General features: G+C 60.8%; 18 protein-coding genes. 14 read left to right on the top strand and 4 right to left on the bottom strand.

Annotation, left to right across the window (positions count from 1 at the left end; all coding sequences use genetic code 11):
• Nucleotides 1–138: 138 nt before the first annotated feature.
• Entirely contained in the window at nt 139–864 is a 726-nt protein-coding gene (locus CPH89_RS02900) for a response regulator (protein WP_053257577.1), read from the top strand.
• Nucleotides 861–2,471 carry an ATP-binding protein gene (locus CPH89_RS02895; RefSeq protein WP_053257576.1) on the top strand — a complete coding sequence of 537 codons (1,611 nt, stop codon included), beginning with the start codon at nt 861–863 and terminating at the stop codon, nt 2,469–2,471. The genes CPH89_RS02900 and CPH89_RS02895 overlap by 4 nt, the downstream gene beginning before the upstream one ends.
• An 81-nt stretch (nt 2,472–2,552) precedes the next feature.
• Here CPH89_RS02895 and CPH89_RS02890 read toward each other — a convergent pair whose 3' ends face one another.
• The gene (locus CPH89_RS02890; RefSeq protein WP_053257575.1) at nt 2,553–3,269 is read right to left on the bottom strand and encodes a 4'-phosphopantetheinyl transferase family protein; all 717 of its coding nucleotides are present in this window, start codon (nt 3,267–3,269) and stop codon (nt 2,553–2,555) included.
• Between the two features lie 136 nt (nt 3,270–3,405).
• Between CPH89_RS02890 and CPH89_RS02885 the strand changes: the two genes are divergently transcribed.
• Genes CPH89_RS02885 through CPH89_RS02875 form a run of 3 tightly spaced genes read left to right on the top strand, consistent with a single transcriptional unit; the run spans nt 3,406 to nt 5,753 of the window.
• Nucleotides 3,406–3,714 (top strand): hypothetical protein, encoded by a 309-nt coding sequence (locus CPH89_RS02885; protein WP_053257574.1) that lies wholly within the window; start codon nt 3,406–3,408, stop codon nt 3,712–3,714.
• Between the two features lie 18 nt (nt 3,715–3,732).
• Nucleotides 3,733–4,410 carry a response regulator gene (locus CPH89_RS02880; protein ID WP_017138377.1) on the top strand — a complete coding sequence of 226 codons (678 nt, stop codon included), beginning with the start codon at nt 3,733–3,735 and terminating at the stop codon, nt 4,408–4,410.
• Entirely contained in the window at nt 4,407–5,753 is a 1,347-nt protein-coding gene (locus CPH89_RS02875) for an ATP-binding protein (RefSeq protein WP_053257573.1), read from the top strand. The genes CPH89_RS02880 and CPH89_RS02875 overlap by 4 nt, the downstream gene beginning before the upstream one ends.
• Before the next feature lie 125 nt (nt 5,754–5,878).
• Here CPH89_RS02875 and CPH89_RS02870 read toward each other — a convergent pair whose 3' ends face one another.
• Entirely contained in the window at nt 5,879–6,877 is a 999-nt protein-coding gene (locus CPH89_RS02870) for an AraC family transcriptional regulator (RefSeq protein WP_053257572.1), read from the bottom strand.
• 344 nt (nt 6,878–7,221) lie between these two features.
• On the opposite strand from CPH89_RS02870, the gene CPH89_RS02865 reads away from it, so the two are divergent.
• The 4 genes from CPH89_RS02865 (at nt 7,222) to CPH89_RS02850 (ending at nt 10,907) form a co-directional block, all read left to right on the top strand.
• A complete protein-coding gene (locus CPH89_RS02865; RefSeq protein ID WP_053257571.1) occupies nt 7,222–8,556 on the top strand; it encodes a dicarboxylate/amino acid:cation symporter in 1,335 nt (444 codons plus the stop codon).
• Nucleotides 8,557–8,698: 142 nt separating this feature from the next.
• Nucleotides 8,699–9,685, top strand: coding sequence for an XdhC family protein (locus CPH89_RS02860; RefSeq protein ID WP_053257570.1), 987 nt, complete (start codon nt 8,699–8,701; stop codon nt 9,683–9,685).
• Entirely contained in the window at nt 9,685–10,269 is a 585-nt protein-coding gene (locus CPH89_RS02855; protein WP_053257569.1) for a nucleotidyltransferase family protein, read from the top strand. The genes CPH89_RS02860 and CPH89_RS02855 overlap by 1 nt, the downstream gene beginning before the upstream one ends.
• A 200-nt stretch (nt 10,270–10,469) precedes the next feature.
• Complete coding sequence (locus CPH89_RS02850; RefSeq protein ID WP_053257568.1) at nt 10,470–10,907, top strand: cupin domain-containing protein; 438 nt, start codon at nt 10,470–10,472, stop codon at nt 10,905–10,907.
• 105 nt (nt 10,908–11,012) lie between these two features.
• Here CPH89_RS02850 and rne read toward each other — a convergent pair whose 3' ends face one another.
• Nucleotides 11,013–14,198: a ribonuclease E gene (gene rne / locus CPH89_RS02845; protein ID WP_053257567.1), complete on the bottom strand. Its 3,186-nt coding sequence runs from the start codon at nt 14,196–14,198 to the stop codon at nt 11,013–11,015.
• A gap of 759 nt (nt 14,199–14,957) precedes the next feature.
• On the opposite strand from rne, the gene rluC reads away from it, so the two are divergent.
• From rluC to CPH89_RS02830, 3 genes are read left to right on the top strand one after another with little or no spacing between them, the layout of a single operon-like run.
• Nucleotides 14,958–15,917 (top strand): 23S rRNA pseudouridine(955/2504/2580) synthase RluC, encoded by a 960-nt coding sequence (gene rluC, locus CPH89_RS02840; protein WP_032886795.1) that lies wholly within the window; start codon nt 14,958–14,960, stop codon nt 15,915–15,917.
• Nucleotides 15,904–16,566 (top strand): HAD-IA family hydrolase, encoded by a 663-nt coding sequence (locus CPH89_RS02835; protein WP_053257566.1) that lies wholly within the window; start codon nt 15,904–15,906, stop codon nt 16,564–16,566. Before rluC ends, CPH89_RS02835 begins: the two co-directional genes overlap by 14 nt.
• 21 nt (nt 16,567–16,587) lie before the next feature.
• The gene (locus tag CPH89_RS02830; protein WP_053257565.1) at nt 16,588–17,571 is read left to right on the top strand and encodes a S49 family peptidase; all 984 of its coding nucleotides are present in this window, start codon (nt 16,588–16,590) and stop codon (nt 17,569–17,571) included.
• 131 nt (nt 17,572–17,702) lie between these two features.
• Here the strand turns inward: CPH89_RS02830 and CPH89_RS02825 are convergent, their stop codons facing one another.
• Nucleotides 17,703–18,281, bottom strand: a complete 579-nt coding sequence (locus tag CPH89_RS02825; RefSeq protein ID WP_053257564.1) for a Maf family protein — start codon at nt 18,279–18,281, stop codon at nt 17,703–17,705.
• 105 nt (nt 18,282–18,386) lie between these two features.
• Here CPH89_RS02825 and CPH89_RS02820 point away from each other — a divergent pair, with 105 nt between their 5' ends.
• Nucleotides 18,387–18,917, top strand: a complete 531-nt coding sequence (locus tag CPH89_RS02820; RefSeq protein ID WP_032886799.1) for a YceD family protein — start codon at nt 18,387–18,389, stop codon at nt 18,915–18,917.
• A 13-nt stretch (nt 18,918–18,930) separates the two neighbouring features.
• Nucleotides 18,931–19,113, top strand: a complete 183-nt coding sequence (rpmF, locus tag CPH89_RS02815; protein WP_008152339.1) for a 50S ribosomal protein L32 — start codon at nt 18,931–18,933, stop codon at nt 19,111–19,113.
• The last annotated feature ends 2 nt before the right edge of the window (nt 19,114–19,115 follow it).

Genomic DNA, 19,115 nt, shown 5'->3' with positions numbered 1-19,115 from the left:
CTGACAGTCAGTGTTATGCCCGCACAACATTACAAACAGGCTATGACCGGTGAACATCAAACTGGGCGAACAGGCAAGCCAGCCCACCATTTGATCGCCGTGTCATGACCACTCTCTAGAGCGCGACGAGGATCACCCGTGGAGCAAGAAGCCTGGCAAATATTGATTGTCGAGGACGACGAGCGATTGGCCGAGTTGACCCGTGAATACCTGGAGAGCAACGGCTTGCAGGTGTCGGTGGAGAGCGATGGCGCCCAGGCCGCGGCGCGCATCATCGCCGAACAGCCTGATCTGGTGATCCTCGACCTGATGCTGCCGGGGGAAGATGGCCTGAGCATCTGCCGCAACGTCCGCGAGCGCTATGACGGTGTGATTCTGATGCTCACTGCGCGCACCGACGACATGGACCAGGTGCTTGGCCTGGACATGGGCGCCGACGACTATGTGTGTAAGCCCGTGCGCCCGCGCTTGTTGCTGGCACGTATCCAGGCCTTGCTGCGGCGCAGCGAGCCCGCGGAACCTGCTGCCGTGGAAAACCAGCGCCGCCTGCAATTCGGCCCATTGGTGGTGGACAACGCCCTGCGCGAAGCCTGGCTGCATGAGGGCGGCATCGAGTTGACCAGCGCCGAATTCGACCTGTTGTGGCTGCTGGTCGCCAATGCCGGGCGCATTCTGTCGCGCGAAGAAATCTTTATCGCCTTGCGCGGTATTGGCTACGACGGCCAGGACCGCTCCATTGACGTGCGTATCTCACGCATTCGTCCGAAGATCGGCGACGACCCGATCCACCCACGGCTGATCAAGACCATCCGCAGCAAAGGCTACCTGTTCGTCCCCGAAGCCGCTGCCGATATGCCGCTGTGAACTCGATCTTTCTGCGCATCTACGGCGGCATGTGCGCGGCCCTGGTGTTAGTGGCGTTACTGGGCGTGCTGGCCTTGCACCTGCTCAACGAAGTGCGCAGCGGCCAGTACCGTGAGCGCCTGGCCCACGGCACTTTCGCGTTGATGGGCGACAACCTGCAGCCCATGAGCCCGATCGAGCGCCAGCGTGCCCTGGCGGTGTGGGAACGCTTGTTGGGCATTCCCCTGGAATTGCGCCCGCTGGCCGACGCGCAGTTGGACCTGGGCCAGCGCACTCGCCTGCAACGCGGCCAGGTGCTGGTGGAGCAGACCGGGCCGCACGCGGCGCGCGTGCTGCGCCTGGTCAGTGAGCAGTCGCAACTGGTACTCAGCGGCGAAGTCCAGCAGATCAGCGAACAACTGGCCCGCGCGACGATTTACCTGCTGGCGGACGAACTGGTGCGCTTCCCGGTCGCCGAGCAGCCGCAGAAACTGGCCGATATCAAGGAAGCCAAGGGTTTTGGTTTTGACATGCACCTCATGACCCTGGACGCGACCGACATGGACGACGACCAGCGCCGTCGGGTCGCGGAAGGCGATACGGTGATGGCGTTGGGCAAGGGCGGCGATTCAATCCGCGTGTTTGCCGGCATGGTCGGTACGCCGTGGGTACTGGAAATCGGCCCGCTGTATCAAATGAGCCCTTACCCGCCGCAATGGCTGATCCTGATCGCGCTGATCAGCCTGACCCTGATCGGCCTGATCGTCTATTTATTGGTGCGTCAGCTTGAGCGACGCCTTAAAGGCCTGGAAGCGGCGGCCACCCGCATCGCCAAAGGCAACCTTGAGGTGCGTGTCCCGGCTCGGGGTGCCGACTCGGTGGGGCGCTTGGCCGCGGCCTTTAATGGCATGGCCGAGCACTTGCAGCAATTGCTGGCGATCCAGCGCGAGTTGGTGCGTGCGGTGTCCCACGAGCTGCGCACCCCGGTGGCACGCCTGCGCTTTGGTCTGGAGATGATCGGCGACGCCGCCACTCCCGAGGCGCGGCGCAAATATCTGGAAGGCATGGACAGCGATATCCAGGACTTGGATGGCCTGGTCGACGAAATGCTCACCTATGCCCGCCTGGAGCAAGGCGCACCGGCGCTGAATTTCCAGCGGGTCGACCTCAATGCGTTACTGGATCAGGTGATCGGCGAATTATCGCCACTGCGCCCGCAGGTCAACGTCGCCCGGGGCATCTGCCTGTCTTCGGCACATTGGGATGACGCCTGGGTCGACGCCGAGCCGCGCTACTTGCACCGGGCCCTGCAAAACCTGGTGAGCAATGCCATGCGCCATGCCCAGGGCCAGGTGTTGATCAGCTATCAGGTGGGCCAGGTGCGTTGTCGCATCGATGTGGAAGACGACGGCCCCGGTGTGCCGGAAAGCGCCTGGGAGCGGATCTTTACGCCTTTCCTGCGTCTGGACGACAGCCGCACCCGTGCATCGGGCGGGCATGGCCTGGGTTTGTCGATTGTGCGACGGATTATCTATTGGCACGGCGGACGGGCGTTGATCAGTAAGAGCAACAATTTGGGCGGGGCGTGCTTTAGCCTGAGTTGGCCGCGGGATCAGGATAAACCCTGACACTGCTGTCGCGGGCAAGCCCACGCCCACCGTTGGAATGCATTCTCCTGCGGGCGCTGGCTTGCCTGCGATAACGCTGGATCAGGCGCGGACAGCCACCAGGCTCAACAACTGCTCCCCATCCACCACAAACTGCGCCTCCAACTCCGTGCCATGGCACCACTGTGCAGACAAATCCGTCAGCAACCGCAGCCGCACATACCCGGCCGCCGACCACTCCAGCACCTCGGCATGCTCGAAGTAAAAGCGCTTCTGCACGATCGGGTAGAGCGCCTTGAACAGGCTTTCCTTGACCGAAAAGGTCAGCGTTACCAGTAAGGCGATCTGCTCGCGCGGCAGCGCGGCCATGCGCTGCAATTCATCGGTGGTGAGAATTTCCCCGGCCAGGCGCTCCGCGCGTTCCAGTGTCAGCAGATTCTCCAGGTCCATGCCCAGCCCGCGCCATTGTGCCTTGTGCCCGACTATCGCTGCCGCATGCCCAGTGCTGTGGGTGATCGAGCCGCTGATATGCCCGGGCCACACCGGCGCGCGGTCTTCGCCGATGGCCGGTACGCAATCGAGCTGATCAAGCTGTTGCAATGCCGCGCGGGCGCACAGGCGGCCGGCGAGGAATTCTGCCTGGCGCTTGGCCACCGAGCGCTGGATGCTGGGCGGCGGCGGCACGGCACTGCGCTGAAAATCGTCGGCGATCAATAAGGCCGGGTCGAATCGCGTGCTGAGGAACACCGTGCCTGGTAATGGAACGGGCAGCGGCCAGTGGGCATCGAGTGGGGTGCAGCAAGCGGGTAAGGGCGTCATGTGCGGTATTTTGCCGAGTTGGCACGCCAGTGGATAGCCCGCAACGGTTCAGGCCAGGTTCAGAGCCTGTTCAGGGGGAGTTCAGGGGCGCCTGCGTAGTCTGGCTTCAACAGCCAAACGCGTAGAGGTAAGCACCATGACTGTGATCAAAAAGCTGATGTTGGCGTTAACCATGCTCAGTGCTACAGCCGGGGTCCAGGCTTCGGACGGCGCATTTGCGGCATTTGGTGGCGAAAAAACCAAAAAATCCAGCAACCTGATCCATCGTGTCAGCTTCGACGACGCGGGCAGTCAGGCCGCGCCGTGGGGGCAGTTTCTGGGGCAAGTCACGCCGCAGCCCGCTTATCGCACCGGCTACACACACCTGACGGGCCAATACAATGGCATTAAACTGCGCCCGCAAGACTTGCAGGGCCGCTATGATATTCCCCTGTCGGACAGTTGAATCGCCTTGGAGAGCCTTATGAAATTGCTGGTCGTGGAAGATGAGGCGCTGCTGCGTCATCACCTGTTCACTCGCCTGACTGACAGCGGTCACGTGGTCGAAGCCGTGGCCAATGCCGAGGAAGCCCTGTACCAGACCGGGCAATTCAACCACGACCTGGCGATTATCGACCTGGGCCTGCCCGGCATGGGCGGCCTGGACCTGATCCGCCAACTGCGCAGCCAGGCGAAGACCTTCCCGATCCTGATCCTCACCGCGCGCGGCAACTGGCAGGACAAGGTCGAAGGCCTGGCCGCCGGCGCCGACGATTATGTGGTCAAGCCGTTCCAGTTCGAAGAACTGGAAGCGCGGATGAACGCCTTGCTGCGCCGCTCCAGCGGGTTTACCCAGTCGACCATCGTCGCCGGGCCGCTGCTGCTGGACCTGAATCGCAAGCAAGCCTCCCTGGATGAGCAACCGCTGGCGTTGACTGCCTACGAGTATCGGATTCTCGAATACTTGATGCGTCACCATCAGCAGGTGGTGGCCAAGGACCGCTTGATGGAACAGCTCTACCCCGATGACGACGAGCGTGATCCGAACGTGATCGAAGTGCTGGTCGGGCGCCTGCGCCGCAAGCTGGAAGGCCCGGCCGGGTTCAAGCCGATCGACACCGTGCGTGGCCTGGGCTACCTGTTCAATGAGCGCTGCCGTTGATTCGCTCGCTACGTGTGCGCTTGATGCTCGCGGCCACCACCCTGGCCGTGCTGTTTATGCTGGGCTTGTTGCCGGCCATGCAAGGCGCGTTCAGCCTGGCGCTGCAGGATTCCATCGAGCAGCGCCTGGCGTCGGACGTCACCACCCTGATTTCCGCCGCGCGGGTCGAAAACAACCGCCTGCTGATGCCGGCGCAGTTGCCGGACGAGCGCTTCAACCTCACTGACAGCCGTCTGCTCGGTTATATCTACGACCGAGAAGGCCATCTGGTGTGGCGCTCACGGGCGACCCAGGAAGAGAACATCAACTACAAGCCGCGCTATGACGGGCGTGGCAACGAGTTTGCGCGTATCCGCGAAGCCAGTGGCCAGGAGTTCTTCGTGTATGACGTGGAGGTCAAGCTGTTGGGCGGCAAGAGTGCGGCGTTCAGTATCGTGGCGTTGCAACCGGTGCGCGAATACCAATTGACCCTTGAAGGCCTGCAGGAAAACCTCTACCTCGGGTTTGGCGCGGCTTTGCTCGTATTGCTGACCCTGCTGTGGCTGGGCCTGACCTGGGGCTTACAAGCCCTGCGGCGCCTGAGCCAGGAACTTGACCAGATCGAAGGCGGCACCCGCGAAAGCCTGACCGAAGAACACCCCCGCGAACTGCTGCGCCTGACCGGCTCCCTCAACCGTTTGCTGCACAGCGAGCGTGAGCAACGTGCGCGTTACCGCGATTCCCTCGACGATCTGGCCCACAGCCTGAAAACCCCGCTGGCCGTGCTGCAAGGGGTGAGTGAAGACATGGCCCAGCGGCCGGAGGAGCGTGGTCAAGCCTGGGTATTGCAATCGCAGATCGAACGCATGAGCCAGCAGATCGGCTATCAATTGCAGCGCGCCAGCTTGCGCAAAAGTGGCCTGGTGCGTCACCAGGTACGTCTTGAGCCAGTGTTGCAAAGCCTGTGTGACACCCTCGATAAGGTTTACCGCGACAAACGCGTCACCGTGTCTTTTGACTTGCCGCCGGAATGCGATGTGCCGATCGAGAAGGGCGCCTTGCTCGAAATGCTCGGCAACCTGCTGGAAAACGCTTATCGCCTGTGCCTGAGCGAAGTGCGCATCAGCCTGGTGGAAAACCTCGAAGGCACCGAGCTGTGCATTGAAGATGACGGCCCAGGCGTGCCGCCCGATCAGCGTGCGCGGATTCTGCAACGGGGCGAACGGCTGGATCGCCAGCACCCGGGGCAGGGCATCGGCCTGGCAGTGGTCAAGGACATCATCGAAAGCTATGGCGCGCGCCTGACGCTTGGCGATTCAGCGCTGGGTGGCGCGGCGTTCCGGATTCACTTCCCGGGTATTTGATGTGCAGCGGCTGTACCAGCCTCATCGCTGGCAAGCCAGCGCCCACATTTTGAAGGTATTCACCCATTAAAGGTGGGAGCCGGGCTTGTCCGCGATGAGCCCCGCCCCGCCCAGCTAACACCCCGCTAGCTCTCCTGTGCCCGATACGCCCCTGGCGTCAGCCCCGTCCACTTCTTGAACGCCCGATGAAACGCTGACGGTTCGGAAAAACCCAGCTGCTCGGCGATCGCCTGCAAAGACAAATTTGCGCGGCCCAAATGGTAGATGGCGATGTCTCGGCGCAACTCATCCTTGAGCGCCTGAAAGCTGGTGCCTTCTTCACGCAAATGCCGGCGCAGGGTTTGCGCGCTGATGTGCAGGTGCTGCGCGACAGCTTCAAGGTCAGGCCAAGGGCTGCGGTCGCGGCTGAGCAAACGGCGTAACTGGCTGCTCAAGCTGTCGCCTTCATCCGGCCGGGACAGCAGGTCGGCGGGGGAGCGCTCCAGAAAGTGCTTGAGGGTCCGCTCGTCCTGCAGCAACGGCAGGCTCAGGTAGCGACTGGGAAACACCAGGCTGCTGCGCGGCGCACCGAAGACCTGAGGGCAGGGGAAGAGCAGGTCGTATTCGCCGGCATGGGTCGGCATTGAGTAGCTGAACGTTGCCTGATGGAGCCGGATGCGCTGGCCGATCAACCAACTGCCCAGGCGATGCCAGATCACCAGGAGGCATTCGCTGAGGAAGTGGTCCGGGTCCCACAGTTGCGAATCGTCCAGGCTCAAGCGAGCCATCTCGCCTTCTTTTGTCAGCTGCCAGCGCGGACCCTGTGGGAATAGGCTATAAAATAATAAACCGCGTTCCAGAGCCTTCTCCAGGGTGCGGCAATGAATCAGCGCGTGGCACATCATGGCGAAGGTGCCGCGCTTACTCGGGCCTTCGGCAAACCCCAGGTATTCGTCGTCCAGCGCCAGCCAGAGCATTTGCAGGAGCCGGGTGAATTGTTCCGGGGCGATTCGGGCGCGGGGTTCGGTGAGCAGCTCCGGCGTGATGCCCACCTGCAGCAACAAACCCGAATAGTCGTAACCCGCCCGGCGCGCACCGCCGAGGGCGGCTCGGGCGTAGTGGCTGGCGATGGTACGTTCACGCATGTGAGGGCCTCGTCCATGGAGTGACGGATGTTAGTCATCACCGAGCGGGGCGACAAGGCGGATATCCGCCAAATTGTAGGACGGGATTGGGTGAGTGGGCGGATTTCCGCCACGTTATGCGCGGCCCTGGCGAGGCCATGAAAACCCCCAGCCCTGATGTCTAAAGGCCTTCAGGGATTTTAAGCAAAGTGGCACGACGTTTGCGATAAGGATTACAGCGCAGGCTTGTTCCTACAGACCCGGCCTCGCAAACAACAAATCCCTCCAGTGCAGGAGGGTTCGCAATTCAAGTGTCGTTGGCAATGGCGGATCTTTGCCACACGGTGCGATTGAGGAACTTTGCAATGACGACTCGTCAGCCAATCTACAAATCCCTGTATTTCCAGGTGATCGTTGCAATCGTTATCGGTATTTTGCTCGGTCACTTCTACCCGCAGACCGGCGTGGCCCTCAAGCCACTGGGTGACGGCTTTATCAAGCTGATCAAAATGGTCATTGCCCCGATCATCTTCTGCACCGTTGTCAGCGGCATCGCTGGCATGCAAAGCATGAAATCGGTGGGCAAAACCGGCGGCTACGCGCTGCTCTACTTCGAAGTGGTCTCCACCATCGCCCTGCTGATCGGCCTGGTCGTCGTCAACGTTGTGCAACCGGGCGCCGGCATGCACATCGACGTAGCGACCCTGGACGCCTCTAAAGTCGCGGCCTACGTGACCGCTGGTGCAGACCAGAGCGTGGTTGGCTTTATCCTCAATGTGATCCCGAACACCATCGTCGGTGCCTTCGCCAACGGCGACATCCTGCAAGTGCTGATGTTCTCGGTGATCTTCGGTTTCGCCCTGCATCGCCTGGGTGCCTACGGCAAGCCGGTGCTGGACTTCATCGATCGCTTCGCCCACGTGATGTTCAACATCATCAACATGATCATGAAGCTCGCCCCCATCGGTGCCCTGGGCGCCATGGCGTTCACCATCGGTGCCTACGGTGTAGGTTCCCTGGTGCAACTGGGCCAGCTGATGATCTGCTTCTACATCACCTGCATCCTGTTTGTGGTGGTGGTGCTGGGCGCCATCTGCCGCGCGCACGGTTTCAGCGTGTTGAAGCTGGTTCGCTACATCCGTGAAGAGCTGTTGATCGTACTGGGTACTTCCTCCTCCGAATCCGCACTGCCACGCATGCTGATCAAGATGGAGCGTCTGGGCGCGAAGAAATCCGTAGTAGGCCTGGTGATTCCGACGGGCTACTCCTTCAACCTCGACGGTACTTCGATCTACCTGACCATGGCTGCCGTGTTCATCGCCCAGGCGACCGACACCCACATGGACATCACCCACCAGATCACCCTGTTGCTGGTGCTGCTGCTGTCCTCCAAAGGCGCTGCAGGCGTGACCGGCTCGGGCTTCATCGTGCTGGCCGCGACGCTGTCGGCCGTTGGTCACCTGCCGGTTGCCGGCCTGGCGCTGATCCTGGGTATCGACCGCTTCATGTCCGAAGCCCGCGCACTGACCAACCTGGTGGGTAACGCCGTTGCCACCATCGTTGTGGCCAAGTGGGTCAACGAACTGGACACCGACAAGCTGCAGAGCGAGTTGGCATCCGGCGGTACCGGCATCTCCGACACCCGTCCGGAAGATGACCTGGGTGTGGCCGAAGGTCCTGCGCCTGCTGCAGTGAAGTAACAGGTAGATGGCGTGAACTGACGCCGAAGCCACTCACAAACGCCCCGACTTGTTCGGGGCGTTTGCGTTTGTACCCGATCACTTTTGGAATCTTTTGCTTTACAGTCAATCAATAGCTCTTCAATAACGCGGCGGAGGTTGGATGGATAGCGTGGATCTGAATGTCCTGCGCAGCGTGCTCCAATGGCGCCGCGCCGGGCAGCGAGTGCTGTTGTACAGCGTGGTTCAGACCTGGGGCAGTGCACCGCGTCCACCGGGGGCGATGTTGGCCTTGCGCGGTGATGGTGTGGTGATCGGATCGGTGTCCGGCGGTTGCATTGAGGATGACTTGATCGCGCGGTTGCAGGACGGCCGCTGGGTGGATGACGGCCCGCCGGTGCAGTTGGTGACCTACGGCGTTACCCGCGATGAAGCGGCGCGTTTTGGCCTGCCGTGTGGCGGCACGTTGCGCTTGACGGAAGAGCGGGTGGACGACTGGCGTTGGGTCGCTGAGCTGCTGCAGCGTTGCGAAGCGCATGAAATCGTCGCCCGCGAGCTGGACCTGGCCACCGGCCACGTGAGCCTGGGTGCGGCGAGCAAGACCGACACGGTGACGTTTGATGGCGAACGCTTACGCGCTATCTACGGCCCACGCTGGCGCCTGTTGTTGATCGGTGCCGGGCAACTGTCGCGTTACGTGGCCGAGATGGCGCGCTTGCTGGATTTCGAAGTGCTGATCTGTGACCCGCGCGAAGAGTTCGTCTACGGCTGGGAAGAACAACATGGCCGCTTTGTGCCCGGCATGCCGGATGAGGCGGTATTGAATATCCAGACGGATGAGCGCACGGCCATCGTCTGCCTGACTCACGACCCTCGATTGGACGATATGGCGCTGCTGACGGCGCTGAACTCATCGGCGTTCTACATTGGCGCCCTCGGTTCGCGGGTTAATACGCAGAAACGTCGGGAAACCCTGGCCGCGCTGGGTTTGTCGGCGGAGGCGATTGCACGTCTGCATGGGCCGATCGGTCTGCATATCGGTAGCCACACACCGGCCGAAATTGCCTTGTCACTGATGGCGGAAATTGTCGCGATCAAAAATGGCGTGGCACCGGTGCAGAAGAAACCGCTGCCGGTGGCGGCTGAGTAATGGTTACGGCGATTGTGCTGGCAGCGGGGCAGGGCAGCCGCTTTCGTGCTGAAGCCGGCGTTGATCAGGATAAGTTACTGGCCCGTTGCGTGGGGCGCGATGGCGTGACGCGGCCGGTCATCGAGCAAGTGCTGATGACCTTGCCTGAGCGTGTCGTAGCGCGGTGGGTGGTGACCACGCCAGAGCGGCTTGAAGTGATTCGCCTGGCGCAGCTCTACGGGTGTGAGGTGTTGTTGCTGCATTCATCCGGCATGGGCGACAGTATTGCGGCAGCTGTCGCGGCCAGCGCTGCGGCTGAGGGGTGGCTGATAGTGCTGGGAGACATGCCGTTTATCTTGCCTTCCAGTATTGAGCAAGTGATCGCCGCGCTGGAGGAGGCTGACATCAGCGCGCCTGTGCATTGCGGTCAGTATGGGCATCCCGTCGCGTTTGGACGTTCGTTCGGCCCTGCTTTGATGGCGCTGACCGGAGACCGTGGGGCCAAGCCGCTGTTTGCCAGTGCGGGCCTGCGAGAAGTTGCCGTCGATGACCCAGGGATCCTGTGGGATGTAGATGTGCCCACGTTGTTGCACTACGGGATGTGATCGACAGTGGCGTTTGTTTTTTCCTCTTCTAGACTTCCAGGTGACTAATGAAGCGGGCCGCTGGCAAGCTCTGTTATTAGTCATACTTCCTGCCGTCAGTTCAGAGGCGGAAAGCTTTTATTGTCTGACTGTCCAGGGTCTGAAGTGGCAGTATTTCCCCGTTTAGGCTGAGGCGTAATTAATTTACGGTGAGTGCCTTCATGACAAAAATTAAAGTAGCTATCGCAACCCTCATGCTCTCTACGGCGGCATGGGCTTATATACCGCCCCCGGAACCGAACGACCCTATTTCTGAGCCCGTCTCTGCTCTTGTGTGGAAGGAGGTTCCGGGTAGCCAGGGGATTTATTATGCCAATGTGAAAGGCGATCTCTTGGGCAATGGGCCTTATGAGGCCTTCGTAAGGTTTCCCGGTGGCAGAGATAATCCTTACCATCGTCACACGCAAGCGCTGCCGACAGTGGTGCTTCAGGGGACGTTCTACGCAATTATCGACGGCAAAACAGTTGACTATCCCCCAGGCTCTTATTACTGGCTGCCTGCGGGGCTAAAGCACTTCAGTGGGTGTAGAGCGGGGCCGGATTGTTTGCTTTTTCAATACCAGGTCAATCGTTTCGACTTGGTGCCTGTGAATAAGTAGTGCCTGTCGCTCAGTCGCGTGATCAACCCTTGCGTGCATTAGAGCAGTAGCCAAAAAAAAGCCCCGCCAGGGTTACCTGACGGGGCTTTTTAGTAGCGCTGGCGATCAGACGAGAGGTTTAGGCTCGTGCTCTGCTTCCAGTGCCTGTGGGGCATGTTCAACCACTGTTTCTGCGGCAGGGGCTGGCGCCTCGACCACTTCGGCAGCCGGTGCGGCAGCGGCTGCAGCAGCGGCAGCTTCAGCTGCCTTGCGACGACGACGCACTTCACGTGGGTCGTTCGGCGCACGGCCATTTTCGGTCAGGGCGCTAACGGGAGCCGCTTCAATCACCGGCGCTGCGACTTCGGCAACCACTGGCGCTTCAACCACGGGTGCAGGCTCGACCGCTGGGGCTGGTTCGGCAACCACTTCGGCAACCGGTGCAGGCGCTTCTTCTACCACGGGGGCAGGTGCTGGCGCTTCAACCGGTGCAGCGGGTTCGGCCGTCCACTGGAAGGCGGTCTGTTCTTCGCGAACTTCACGCACTGCCGGGGCAGCTTCTTCGACAGCCGGGGCTTCAACAGCTGCTTCAACCACTGGCTGAGCTTCAACTACGGGTGCAGGCTCAACAGCAGCCACTTCCACTTCGGGTTGGGCTTCGCGAACCGGCGCAACTTCCACTTCCGGAACCACTGGGGCTTCGATCGGGGTGGTTGCTTCGACGACAGGGGCTTCAACCGCCGGGGCTTCAGCAACTGGCGCTTCAACAACCGGCGCTTCTACAGCCGCAGTCTCTTCGACAGCAGCGGTAGCGCGTTCAGCTTGCTCATGCGCCTGGGCTTCAGCCGGTGCGCTGATTACGCTGCTGGCCACTGCGGCGGTCACAGCCAGGCCAGCAGCCAGTTCGGCGCCCGTCGGCTCTGTGGTTGCAGCTTCACCGTTTTCGCCGGTCTCTTCCGAGCCTTCGATCACATTGCCGTTGGCATCACGCTGACGCTCACGACGGTTGCTGCGACGACGCTGGCCACGGGAGCGGCGGCGTGGACGATCGCCTTCGGCGTTGTCCTGGCCATCTTCCTGCGACTGCTCTTCGCCAGTCAGCACTTCTTCTTCGCTGGCGGCAGCGGCTTGCTCGGCACGTGGTTGACGCTCTTCACGCGGTGGGCGCGGTTGGCGCTCTTCACGTGGGGCGCGTTCTTCACGCGGCTGGCGAGCCGGACGCTCTTCGCTGGCAGCTTCGGCAGCAACGGCCGGTGCGGCGTCCAGCGGCTCGCGCAGTTCACGCACACGTTCTTCGCGCTCGCCACGTGGCTTGCGATCTTCACGCGGGGCGCGCGGAGTACGTGGTGCGCGCTCTTCACGCGGTGCACGTTCTTCGCGGGCTACGGTCGGGGTTTCTTCACGGGCTTCGCGAGGTGCACGCTCTTCACGTGGCGCGCGTTCTTCACGCGGTGCACGTTCTTCACGAGGCTTGCGCTCTTCGTCACGGCGACCGTTGCGGTTACGGCTCTGCTGGCGACCGTTGCGACGCTCTTCGTTACGGGCCGGACGCTCGGCGGCGGGTTTTTCAACCACAACCGGAGCGACAGGCTCTTCTTTGGTGGCGAACAGGCTCACCAGCGACTTCACCAGACCTTTGAACAGGCTTGGCTCAGGCATGGCGGCAGGGGCGGCAACCGGTGCAGCCACTTCGGCCGGAACCGGTGCGTTGGCACGCGCCGGTGCAGTCTTCACGGCAGCTTCCTGGCGAACCAGTGTGCGGGTTGCGGCGGCCGGCTGGACTTCTTCGACTTCCGCAGCGGCAGCAGCGATTTCATAGCTGGACTGGCCGCTGTGGGCTTCCGGGCTGTCATCGCGCAGGCGCTGCACTTCGAAGTGCGGCGTTTCGAGGTGATCGTTCGGCAGGATGACGATACGGGCGCGGGTGCGCAGTTCGATCTTGGTGATCGAGTTGCGTTTTTCGTTGAGCAGGAAGGCTGCAACCGGGATCGGCACTTGCGCGCGGACTTCGGCGGTGCGGTCTTTCAGGGCTTCTTCTTCGATCAGGCGCAGGATCGCCAGGGACAGCGATTCAACATCACGGATGATGCCGGTGCCGTTGCAGCGCGGGCAGACGATGCCGCTGCTTTCACCCAGGGATGGGCGCAGGCGCTGACGGGACATTTCCAGCAGGCCGAAGCGCGAGATACGGCCAACCTGCACACGGGCGCGGTCAGCTTCCAGGCATTCGCGGACTTTCTCTTCCACGGCGCGCTGGTTCTTGGCGGGGGTCATGTCGATGAAGTCGATCACGATCAGGCCGCCGATATCACGCAGGCGCAACTGGCGGGCGATTTCTTCAGCCGCTTCCAGGTTGGTCTGCAGGGCGGTTTCTTCGATGTCGCTACCTTTGGTCGCGCGCGCCGAGTTGATGTCGATGGACACCAGGGCTTCGGTCGGGTCGATAACAATGGAGCCGCCGGAAGGCAGTTCGACCACGCGCTGGAAGGCGGTCTCGATCTGGCTTTCGATCTGGAAACGGTTGAACAGCGGAACGCTGTCTTCGTACAGCTTGATCTTGCTGGCGTACTGCGGCATCACCTGGCGGATGAAGGTCAGGGCTTCGTCCTGGGCTTCAACGCTGTCGATCAGTACTTCGCCGATGTCCTGGCGCAGGTAGTCGCGGATGGCGCGGATGATTACGTTGCTTTCCTGGTAGATCAGGAACGGCGCGGAACGATCCAGGGACGCTTCTTTGATAGCGGTCCACAGTTGCAGCAGGTAGTCGAGGTCCCACTGCATTTCTTCGCTGCTGCGGCCAAGGCCGGCAGTGCGAACGATCAGGCCCATGTCGGCCGGTGCTACCAGGCCGTTCAGCGCTTCACGCAGTTCGTTGCGCTCTTCGCCTTCGATACGACGGGAAATGCCGCCGGCACGTGGGTTGTTCGGCATCAGGACCAGGTAACGGCCAGCCAGGCTGATGAACGTGGTCAGGGCTGCGCCCTTGTTGCCACGTTCTTCTTTTTCGACCTGAACGATGACTTCCTGGCCTTCGCTCAGGACGTCCTTGATGTTCACGCGGCCTTCAGGGGCTTTCTTGAAGTACTCGCGGGAGATTTCCTTGAGGGGCAGGAAGCCATGGCGCTCGGAGCCGAAATCGACAAAGGCAGCCTCAAGGCTTGGTTCGATGCGAGTAATACGGCCTTTATAGATGTTGGCCTTCTTTTGCTCGCGTGCACCGGACTCGATGTCCAGGTCGTAGAGGCGTTGGCCATCTACCAGTGCAACACGCAACTCTTCGGGTTGAGTTGCGTTAATCAGCATTCTTTTCATGTTGTACCGTCGGTTTCCGGGCTGCCGGAAACGGCGTTCGGCACACACGACTTCTCACGGTCGGTGTCAGGTGCGTCAAGAGTGGTTGGCCACTCCAGTGTCCAGCAAAACCCGCCAATGTGGGCCGGTATCGCGACGGACGCGTCCTGCTTGTTAGCGGTGGTGACAAAGGCACCACTTCAACAAAAGCTAAGGTCAGGAGGAGGAATCAACCGGCGACTGTGGACGAGATGAAGCGTCTAAATATAAGCCTAGTGCTACACGGTCCGACGGTTGTGCATCTCCACCCTACACGTATCCCTGATAATTCGGGTGCTGCCGCGCGCAGAATCCGCAGCGGGTTGGCATTTACCGTGTTCTCCAATGGGGAGTCCACGCTCATGGCTAAACAAGACTAGGTGTGGGCGATTGCGCTCTCACTCAGCTCTTAACAGGCGTTGTTTCCGAAGCATTCGCCATGGTCTGGCTCAAGACTGACTGCACTTTGTGAACTGGCCGTAAATATCGGCGCAGAACGCGAGTATTCACTCTGCTTTCTGCACTCGCTTCAGGCCTCATGTCACCTGCGCTTGTTACAATCTCGAGCCTTCCAAGGTGGCGAAAGCCCCGTAGGACGGCCTCGCGTCCTGATGAATTGCGATGGTCAGGGCCGGCAATTTGCCGCAAGTCCTCTGTCCAGGCCGCTTTTGGCGGCGTTCGCGACTATAGCAGCAATGATTAAGTGCTTCAATTCCATAAAAAATTGTTATCATCGCCGCCATGACGACTACCGCCCCCCAGACCCCCAGCGTCCAGCTGCTTGAGGTCTCGCCGGAATATGCCGGCCAACGCATCGACAACTTTCTCCTGGCCAGGCTCAAAGGCGTGCCCAAGACCTTGATTTACCGCATCTTGCGTAAAGGCGAAGTGCGCGTGAACAAGGGCCGGATCAAGCCCGAGTACAAGCTGCAGGCGGGCGATATCGTCCGTGTGCCGCCGGTGCGCGTGCCTGAGCGCGACGAGCCTGTGCCACTGGCTCAAGGCCTGTTGCAGCGCCTTGAAGCCTCGATTGTGTTCGAAGATAACAAGCTGATCGTGATCAACAAGCCCTGCGGCATTGCGGTTCACGGTGGCAGCGGCCTGACATTCGGCGTGATCGAAGCCTTTCGCCAGTTGCGTCCGGATGCCAAGGAGCTGGAGCTGGTTCATCGCCTGGACCGTGACACCTCCGGCCTGTTGATGATTGCCAAAAAACGCAGCATGTTGCGCCACCTGCACACCGCTTTGCGTGGCGATGGCGTGGACAAGCGCTACATGGCGTTGGTCCGTGGCAACTGGGCCAGTTCCATCAAGAGCGTGCGTGCGCCATTGCAGAAGAGCAACCTGCGCTCCGGCGAGCGCATGGTCGAAGTGGACGAGGAGGGCAAAGAAGCCCTGACCCTGTTCAAGGTGCTGCGCCGCTTCGGTGACTTCGCCACCCTGGTCGAGGCCAAGCCGGTGACCGGTCGTACCCACCAGATTCGCGTGCATACGCTGCACGCAGGCCACTGCATCGCCGGCGACACCAAGTACGGTGATGAGGACTTCTCCAAGGAAATCCGCGACCTGGGCGGCAAGCGCCTGTTTCTGCACGCCTACATGCTGACGGTGCCGCTGCCCGATGGTGGCGAACTGAAGCTGCAGGCACCGGTCGACGAGATGTGGGCCAAGACCGTGGAGCGTTTGAGTGTCGCACCTTGATTACAAGCTGCTGATCTTTGATTGGGACGGCACCCTGTGCAATTCCATTGGTCGGATCGTCGAGTCAATGCATGCCGCCTCGACCCGCTCGGGCTTCGAGTTGTGCACTGACCTGGCGGTAAAAGGCATTATCGGCCTGGGCTTGCCTGAGGCGATCCGTACCTTGTATCCCCAGATCAGCGACGCTGAGCTGGTGACCTTTCGCGACCATTACGCTGATCATTACATTGCGCTGGAGGCCACGCCTTCGCCTTTGTTTGACGGTGTCCTGCAGTCGCTGGAGGCCTTTCGTGCCGAGGGTTATCACTTGGCAGTCGCTACCGGCAAGGCCCGTCGCGGGTTGGATCGGGTGCTCAAGGCACATGGCTTCGAAGATTATTTCGACATCACTCGCGCGGCGGATGAAACCGCCAGCAAGCCTCATCCTCTGATGCTGGAGCAAATCCTGGAGCATTGCGGCGTCGCGCCGCGCCAGGCATTGATGGTGGGTGACGCTTCGTTTGACCTGATGATGGCGCGCAATGCTGGCATGGACAGCGTGGCGGTCAGCTACGGCGCCCAGGCTGCCGATGCCTTGCAGCAATATGAGCCCAGGCTGACGATTGATCATTTTTCTGAACTGCAGGCCTGGCTCAGCCGGGCCCAATAAGTCTTTGCTGGGGTTGATGGCATGAGTGACGAGTGGAAAGCGCCCGAAAAGGCCGAGAGCGGTGATGACAAAAGCTGGAAGCTGCTGGAGAAGACGCTTCTGGCCAGTGTCCAGGAGCAGCGTCGTTCCAGGCGCTGGGGGATTTTCTTCAAGCTGCTGACCTTTGTTTACCTGCTTGCCATGCTGGCGTTGTTCAGTCCGCTGATGGACATCGAGAAAGGCGCCACCCGTGGCAGCCACTACACCGCTTTGATCGAAGTTCGCGGGGTGATTGCCGACAAGGAGTCCGCCAGCGCCGACAATATCGTCAGCAGCTTGCGTGCCGCGTTTGAAGACCCCAAGGTCAAAGGCGTGATCCTGCGCATCAACAGCCCGGGCGGCAGCCCTGTGCAGTCGGGTTATGTGTATGACGAGATTCGGCGTCTGCGCTCACTGCATCCGGACATCAAGCTGTACGCAGTGATTTCCGATCTGGGCGCCTCGGGTGCCTATTACATTGCCAGTGCCGCTGATCAGATCTATGCCGACAAGGCCAGTCTGGTGGGCTCCATTGGTGTGACGGCGGCCGGTTACGGGTTCGTCGGCACCATGGAGAAGTTGGGTGTGGAGCGTCGCACCTACACCTCGGGTGAGCACAAGTCATTCCTGGACCCGTTCCAGCCGCAGAAAGCCGACGAGACCCAGTTCTGGCAGGGCGTGCTCGATACGACCCACCGTCAGTTCATTGCGAGCGTGAAGCAAGGGCGTGGGGATCGTCTGAAGGATAAAGACCATCCGGAGCTGTTCTCCGGGTTGGTGTGGTCGGGCGAGCAGGCGTTGCCGCTGGGGCTGATCGATGGTTTGGGCAGTGCCAGTTCGGTGGCGCGCGATGTGATTGGCGAGAAAGAGTTGGTGGATTTCACGGTTGAGGAATCGCCGTTTGATCGCTTCTCCAAGAAGCTCGGCGCCAGTGTGGCGGAGAAACTGGCCTTGTACATGGGCTTCCAGGGGCCGACGCTGCGCTGAGATCTCAAGCTCTGTGTCGATAAATGTGGGAGGGGGCTTGCTCCCGATAGCAGTGGGTCAGCCAGCTTATTGGTAACTGGCCCGCCGCCATCGGGAGCAAGCCCCCTCCCACATTTGGTTTTGCGCGGGTTTTAAGGGGTTTGCACACCCTCGGCCAGCAGCATATCCACCAGGCGAATCAGCGGTAAGCCGACAAGGCTGGTCGCATCCGGGCCTTCGGTGCTTTGAAACAGGCTCACGCCCAGCCCTTCAGCCTTGAAGCTGCCGGCACAGTCGTAGGGCTGCTCAATGCGCAAGTAGCGCTCGATGCGCTCGGCGTCCAGCACGCGCATGTGCACGGTGAACGGCACGCAGTCCACCTGGCAATGCCCGGTCTCGCTATTAAGCAGTGCCAGGCCTGTCAGGAAGCTGACGTGCTTGCCGCTGGCGGCAAGCAGTTGCTCGCGAGCGTTTTCGAACGTGTGGGGCTTGCCGATGATCCTGCCTTCGAGTGCGGCAACCTGATCGGAGCCGATAATCAAATGCCCGGGATGGCTGCCGGCGAGGGCGCGGGCTTTCTCTTCGGCCAGGCGCTTGACCAGCTCAATCGCGGACTCATTTGCGCGATGGCTTTCGTCGATATCCGGCGAGCTGCAGATGAATGGCAGGTGCAGGCGGCTCAGCAATTCCCGGCGATAAACCGAGCTGGATGCGAGTAATAAAGGCAGCATTAGCGTCTCCTCAAGGCAGCCAGGGATTCTAGCGGGGCGACCGGCTGACGCACAGGGCTGAATTTCCTTTGACATGGCCGGGTGCATCCCTATAATGCTGCGCCTATGTTGAATGACCCGATTCCACCTCACGTTGACCCGCGCAAATTGGCAGATCGTGGCACTTCCCTTCAAGGTGAATTGCTGCTGGCCGATTTGGAGAGACTCTGCGACCCGCTTTCCGACACTGTCGGTACGGTGCAGGCCAAATTTGTTTTTGAACGAGATGAACGTAAATCTGTGGTGATCCACAGTTTTATCGACACCGAAGTCAAAATGGTTTGCCAGCGTTGTCTTGAGCTGGTCACCCTGCCGATCCATAGCGAATGCAGTTATGCCGTGGTGAAGGAGGGTGCGAATACCCAGTCGTTGCCGAAAGGTTATGACGTGCTGGAACTGGGCGAAGATCCTTTGGATCTGCATGCACTGATCGAGGAGGAGCTTTTGCTCGCCTTGCCCATTGTGCCTGCTCATCATCCGGAAGAATGCCAGCAGCCGGAGGGTCTCGATGACGAGGCCGAACCGAGCGAGGACGAGGTAACGCGGTCCAACCCGTTCAGTGTATTGGCGCAGTTAAAGCGTGACCCAAACGTTTAGGAGTTAATCAATTATGGCTGTTCAGCAGAACAAAAAATCCCGTTCCGCCCGTGACATGCGTCGTTCGCACGATGCCCTGACGGCGAGCACTTTGTCTGTAGAAAAAACCACCGGTGAAATTCACCTGCGTCACCACGTATCGCCAGAAGGCGTATACCGTGGTCGTAAAGTGATCGACAAGGGCGCTGACGAGTAATC

Source organism: Pseudomonas fluorescens (assembly GCF_900215245.1).
Classification (GTDB): Bacteria; Pseudomonadota; Gammaproteobacteria; order Pseudomonadales; family Pseudomonadaceae; genus Aquipseudomonas; species Aquipseudomonas fluorescens.
The sequence above is the reverse complement of the archived record's forward strand: the minus strand, read 5'-3'. Positions and strand labels throughout refer to the sequence as shown.